The sequence below is a fragment of the Terrabacter sp. P5_B1 genome, from assembly GCF_056400505.1.
In genome coordinates this window covers 1-5,387 of sequence record NZ_JBFULD010000293.1, presented here as the reverse complement: position 1 = coordinate 5,387, position 5,387 = coordinate 1, and the positions used below count along the sequence as shown (strand labels likewise).

General features: G+C 71.1%; 5 protein-coding genes. 2 read left to right on the top strand and 3 right to left on the bottom strand.

The window, feature by feature from the left end; all coding sequences use genetic code 11:
* A partial coding sequence (gene arc / locus AC1DP0_RS17525; protein WP_478086812.1) for a proteasome ATPase occupies window positions 1-1,228 on the top strand: 1,228 nt, incomplete at its 5' end.
* 172 nt (window positions 1,229-1,400) lie between these two features.
* Here arc and AC1DP0_RS17520 read toward each other — a convergent pair.
* The 3 genes from AC1DP0_RS17520 to AC1DP0_RS17510 are packed head-to-tail and all read right to left on the bottom strand — an operon-like array spanning window position 1,401 to window position 3,839.
* Window positions 1,401-1,796, bottom strand: coding sequence for a DUF3054 domain-containing protein (locus AC1DP0_RS17520; protein WP_478086808.1), 396 nt, complete (start codon window positions 1,794-1,796; stop codon window positions 1,401-1,403).
* Complete coding sequence (locus tag AC1DP0_RS17515) at window positions 1,793-2,782, bottom strand: ribose-phosphate diphosphokinase (protein ID WP_478086806.1); 990 nt, start codon at window positions 2,780-2,782, stop codon at window positions 1,793-1,795. The genes AC1DP0_RS17520 and AC1DP0_RS17515 overlap by 4 nt, the downstream gene beginning before the upstream one ends.
* A gap of 40 nt (window positions 2,783-2,822) precedes the next feature.
* Entirely contained in the window at window positions 2,823-3,839 is a 1,017-nt protein-coding gene (locus AC1DP0_RS17510; protein ID WP_478086802.1) for an alpha/beta hydrolase, read from the bottom strand.
* Between the two features lie 192 nt (window positions 3,840-4,031).
* Here AC1DP0_RS17510 and AC1DP0_RS17505 point away from each other — a divergent pair.
* A partial coding sequence (locus AC1DP0_RS17505) for a BUD32 family EKC/KEOPS complex subunit (protein ID WP_478086800.1) occupies window positions 4,032-5,387 on the top strand: 1,356 nt, incomplete at its 3' end.

The window sequence follows — 5,387 nt, the reverse complement described above, 5'->3', positions numbered from 1 at the left end:
GGAGCGGGTCTGCCGCATCGCGACGCCGCTGCTCGGCGAGCACATCCGGGTCGGGGACTCCCTGACCCTCGACCCACGGTCGAACTTCGTCCACGAGGTCATCCCGAAGCTCGAGGTCGAGGAGCTCGTCCTCGAGGAGGTCCCCGACGTCGACTACGAGGACATCGGCGGCCTCTCGGGCCAGATCGAGCAGATTCGCGACGCCGTCGAGCTGCCCTTCCTGCACCCGGAGCTCTACAAGGAGCACGCCCTGAAGCCGCCGAAGGGCGTCCTGCTCTACGGCCCTCCCGGCTGCGGCAAGACCCTCATCGCCAAGGCCGTCGCCGCGTCCCTCGCCCGTCAGGTCGCGGCGCACACGGGCAAGGCGACGGAGAAGAGCTACTTCCTCAACATCAAGGGCCCGGAGCTGCTCAACAAGTACGTCGGCGAGACCGAGCGCCACATCCGGCTCATCTTCCAGCGGGCGCGCGAGAAGGCCTCGGACGGAACGCCCGTCGTCGTCTTCTTCGACGAGATGGACTCGCTGTTCCGCACGCGCGGCTCGGGCGTCTCGAGCGACGTCGAGACCACCATCGTGCCGCAGCTGCTCGCCGAGATCGACGGCGTCGAGCGCCTCGACAACGTCATCGTCATCGGGGCCTCCAACCGTGAGGACATGATCGATCCCGCGATCCTGCGGCCCGGTCGTCTCGACGCCAAGATCAAGATCGAGCGGCCCGACGCCGAGAGCGCGCGCGACATCTTCAGCAAGTACCTCGTCGAGACGCTGCCGCTCCACGAGCACGACCTCGCCGTCAACGGAGGAGACCGCGATGCCACCGTCGCGGCGATGATCACCGCTGCGGTCGAGCGGATGTACTCCGAGATGGAGGAGAACCGTTTCCTCGAGGTGACCTACCAGGGCGGCGACAAGGAGATCCTCTACTTCAAGGACTTCAACTCGGGCGCGATGATCCAGAACATCGTGGACCGGGCCAAGAAGCTGGCCATCAAGGACTTCCTCCTGACGGGCCAGAAGGGCATCCGTGTGGAGCACCTCCTCGCGAGCTGCGTCGACGAGTTCAAGGAGAACGAGGACCTGCCCAACACGACCAACCCCGATGACTGGGCGCGGATCAGCGGCAAGAAGGGTGAGCGGATCGTCTACATCCGCACCCTCCTCAAGGGCAAGGACGGCACCGAGCCCGGCCGGTCCATCGCGACGGCCAACACGGGCCAGTACCTCTGAGAGCGTGCGTATGCCGTGTGGCCCGGGTCCCCGGGCCACACGTGGCCTCGCGACGAGTTTGAGGCCGCCACACGTGGCCTCTCGACGGGGTTGAGGCGGCCACACGTGGCCTTTCGACGGCGGAGGGGCGGCCACACGTGGCCTCTCGACGGTTGGGGTTGGCCGGGGGTGGCTAGCGCTGGTGGGGGGCGCAGGTGCGGCGGAGGGCATACACCCCCGCGGCGCGCCAGCCCAGCAGGAAGAGGGCGAGCACGACCGAGGCCACCACGACGAAGCTGGCTGCCGTGCCCGAGCCGATCGCGTGCCGCAGCAGCATGCCGACGAGGACGGTCGCGAACCAGACCGTGACCCCGGGCGGCACGTCGATCGGCCAGACCCGCCGGACGGCCCGCACGACGAGCCAGCCGACCGCGGTCCCGACGAGGAAGGGCCAGGCCGTGACGAGCGCGCCCAGCACGGGACCCGCCTCGTCGTGGCTCGCCCGCCCCACGCCCGCGAAGACCAGGACGAGCAGGACGTCGAGGACGAGCGCGACCGCGGGGCGGCGCCACCAGGGGGCTGTGCTCATGAGTGCGGGTCGAACGGGAGCTTCGCCTGCGGCGGCGCGTGCGTCGGGTCCACGCCCTCGAAGAGCGAGCTGACCGAACGGCCGTGGTGGATGCGGCTGATCGCCTCGGCAAAGAGGGCCGAGATCGACCGCACCTTGAGCTCGGGCCAGCCGTGCGGCGGCGGGACCGTGTCGGTCGTGACGACCTCGGTCACGAACGGGTGGTCGCGCAGCCGCTCGACGGCCTTGCCGGCGAAGAGGCCGTGGGTGCAGACGATCGCGGCCTCGGTGGCGCCGGCGTCCTTGAGCCGGTCCATCAGCTCGAGCATCGAGCCGCCCGTCGCGATCTCGTCGTCGAGGATGATGGCCCGCCGGCCCGACACGTCGCCCACGATGGAGTCGATGACGACCCGGTCGTCGGCCACGCGCTGCTTGGACCCGGCCGCCACGGGCAGGCCGAGGAGCCGGGCGAACTGGGTCGCGACCTTGGCGTTCCCGAGGTCGGGGCTGACGACGATCGAGTTCGTCAGGTCGTTGTCCCGGAAGTGGTCGGCCAGGACGCCGATGGCCGTGAGATGGTCGACGGGCGTGGAGAAGAAGCCGTGGACCTGCGGTGCGTGCAGCGCCATCGTCAGGACCCGGTGGCAGCCAGCCGTGGAGATCATGTCGGCGACGAGCCGGCCGCCGAGGGAGATGCGCGAGGCATCCTTCTTGTCCGAACGCGCGTAGGCGTAGTGGGGCATCACGGCCGTGATCTGGGCCGCCGACGCACCACGCGCCGCATCGATCATGAGGAGCAGCTCCATCAGGTGCTCCTGCGTCGGAGGCACGAGCGGCTGCACGATGTAGACGTCCCGCTGGCGGCAGTTCGCGAGCAGCTGCGCCTGGAGGCAGTCGTTGCTGAACCGTTTGATGTCGACGGGGGAGCGGGTCACCCCCAGGTAGGAGCAGATCCGGTCAGCCAGGGCGGGGTGCGCCGAGCCGCTGAAGACGACGACGTCGTTCACTTCGAGACCATCCCTCACGAGACTCGCGTGCGTTCGCAGACTAGCCGACCCTTCCCGGTCGTGCGTGCCGGGCGACCCACTGGGCCAGCTCGGCGCGGGCGGCACCGCCGACCCGGGTGGCTCCCGGGAAGCTCATGAAGCCGTGCGGGACGCGAGGGTAGTTCGTGTGCCGCACCTCGACGCCGGCCTCCCGCAGGGCTTCGGCATAGGCCGTGCCCTCGTCGCGCAGGGGGTCGAGGTCCGCGGTCTGGACGAGCGCCGGTGGCAGACCGGCGAGGTCCGGGGCGTGCAGGGGGGAGACCAACGGGTCGACCGGGGCCAGGGCGTCGTCCGCGTCCCCGAGGTAGTGCGCGAGGAACGTGTCCATGTCGCTGCGGGTGAGGATCGGTGCCTGGGCGTGCTGGGCCACGGACGGCGAGCTCATCGTCGCATCGACGGCGGGATAGACGAGCGCCTGGTACCCCACGTCGGCGCCACCCTCGGCGCGAAGCACCTGCGCGGTCACGGCCGCGAGGTTGCCGCCGGCGGAGTCGCCCGCGAGGCCGAGGCCCGAGTGCCGGATCCCGGCGCGCGAGGAGTCCGAGGAGTCCGAGGAGTCCGAGGCGGCCCAGCGGGCGGCGTCGACGCAGTCGTGCGCTGCCCGGGGCGCCCGGTGCTCGGGTGCGAGGCGGTAGTCGACGTTGAGCACCGCGACCCGCGCCTGATCGGCGATCCAGGCACACAGGGGGTCGTAGCCCCGGGTGTTGCCGAGCACCCACCCGCCGCCGTGGAACCACAGCATCGCGGGCAGCGCCTCGCTCCCGGTGTGTCGTGGTCGGTAGGTCCGCACCGCGACCTCGTGGCCGTCACGCGCCCGGAAGCTCGTGCCGCCGATCTCGACGCCGGCCGGGACCGATCCGGTGACCCAGGTGAAGGGTGCTCGGGCCGGCGCGAACCAGGCTCTGCTGCGGGCGATCTCGTCCGCTGACTGCATCCGCTCGAGACCGCGCGACCGGCTGAGGGCCCGGGCGAGGAGCTTGGTGCGCAGAGGCATGTCCCACGAGTCGCTGACCGTCACGGCGTCAGTCTGGCACCGCTCGCCGGGGTCTCCGGTACCGGGCGCAGCCCCAGGACGGCGACGCTGCGGTGAATCGGGGCTCACCTCAGGCAGGATTGGCTCATGCCCGGCGACTCGGAGAGGACGCAGCCCCCCACGGAAGGGGGCAGCTCGCGACCTGTCCAGAAGTCGGACGAGACCACGAGGGAGACCATGCGCCGAACGGCGGAGCACGTGCACGACCAGCTCGACGGGCCCGAGGTGACTCCCCGCGACCCCGGCGACGAGGGCAGCCCGGCTCCCACGCCAGACGTGGAGGTCATCGAGCCGCCCATCCCGGAACGGGTCCGCCGTCCCGCTGACGGGGTACGACTGGCCGCCGCTGTCGTGCTGCTCGTGATCGGGCTGCTCGTGGCCGATCTCGCCGCCGGCACTCGAGGCGCCGTCGAACAGGACCTCACCGACGCCACGGGCGGTCTGCCGAGGCTGCTCCTGACGCTCCTCGGGTGGATGAGTGGCATCGGCGTGCTGCTCCTGCCGATCGGGGTGGGGGCAGACCTGCTGGTGCGCCGTCGACCGATGCAGCTGATCCAGGCCCTGGCTGCCGCGGTCGTCGGCGGTGTCCTCGTCATCGTCCTGACGATTCTCGTCCACTCCGGCAACGGTGGCTTCGTCACAGACGTGCTGACGCGGCCCACCTCGTCGGGTCGGACCGGTCCGCTCGACATCGTCATCGTCTCGATGCTCGCCCTGCTCACGGTCGCGGACATCGCGGGCCGCAAGTGGATCTCGCCCATCGCGACCACGGTCGTCATCGCGACGCTCGTCACCACACTGCTCTCCGGCGCCATGACGCTCGCTGCCCTCGTGTGCTCGCTCCTCGTGGGCTGGATCGTCGGTCTCGTCGTCCGGCTGGTCTTCGGGGTGATGTCCACGCGGCCGCCGGGCACCGAGGTCGCCGCCGTTCTCGTCGCGGGCGGCCTTCCCCTGAGGCGGCTCGAGCTGATCGACGCGAACGACGCCGGTGACCGCCGCTACCTCGGTGCGACGCCGGGCGGCCAGCTGGACGTCCACGTCATCGACCGCGACACCTTCGGGCTCGCGTCCGGTCGCCGCCTGCTCCGCGTGCTGCGGCTGCGCAGCGGCTTCACCCGGCCCCCGGCGCTCACGCTGCGCTCGGAGGTCGAGCACCGCACGCTGATGGGACTGGCGTTCCACGATGCCGGCATCCGCGCCCCCAAGCCGGTCGTCGTCTCCGAGGTCGGGCCGTTCTCGGTTGTCATCGCCTACGACGAGCCGAGCGGCACGCCACTCAGTGAGGTCGTCGGTGAGGCCACCGGCGGTGGCGACGGGGGGCTCGACGCCGCCCGGCTCGCCGCCATCTGGCGCCTCGCGGGCACGATGCACCGTCGACGCCTCGTCCACCGCCAGCTCGGGCCGACGACGATCCTCCTCGACGACCGTGGCGGGGTCGCCCTGTCGAGGCTCGGCAGCGGTGACGTCGCCGCCGACGACATCAGCCTGCGCATCGACCTGGCCCAGCTGCTCACCACGGTGGCGCTCGCGGTG

What these genes read in the sequence shown, in the direction of transcription:
- AC1DP0_RS17520 (WP_478086808.1), bottom strand. Translation starts at nt 1,796, where the DNA reads ATGAGCACAGCCCCCTGGTGGCGCCGCCCCGCGGTCGCGCTCGTCCTC.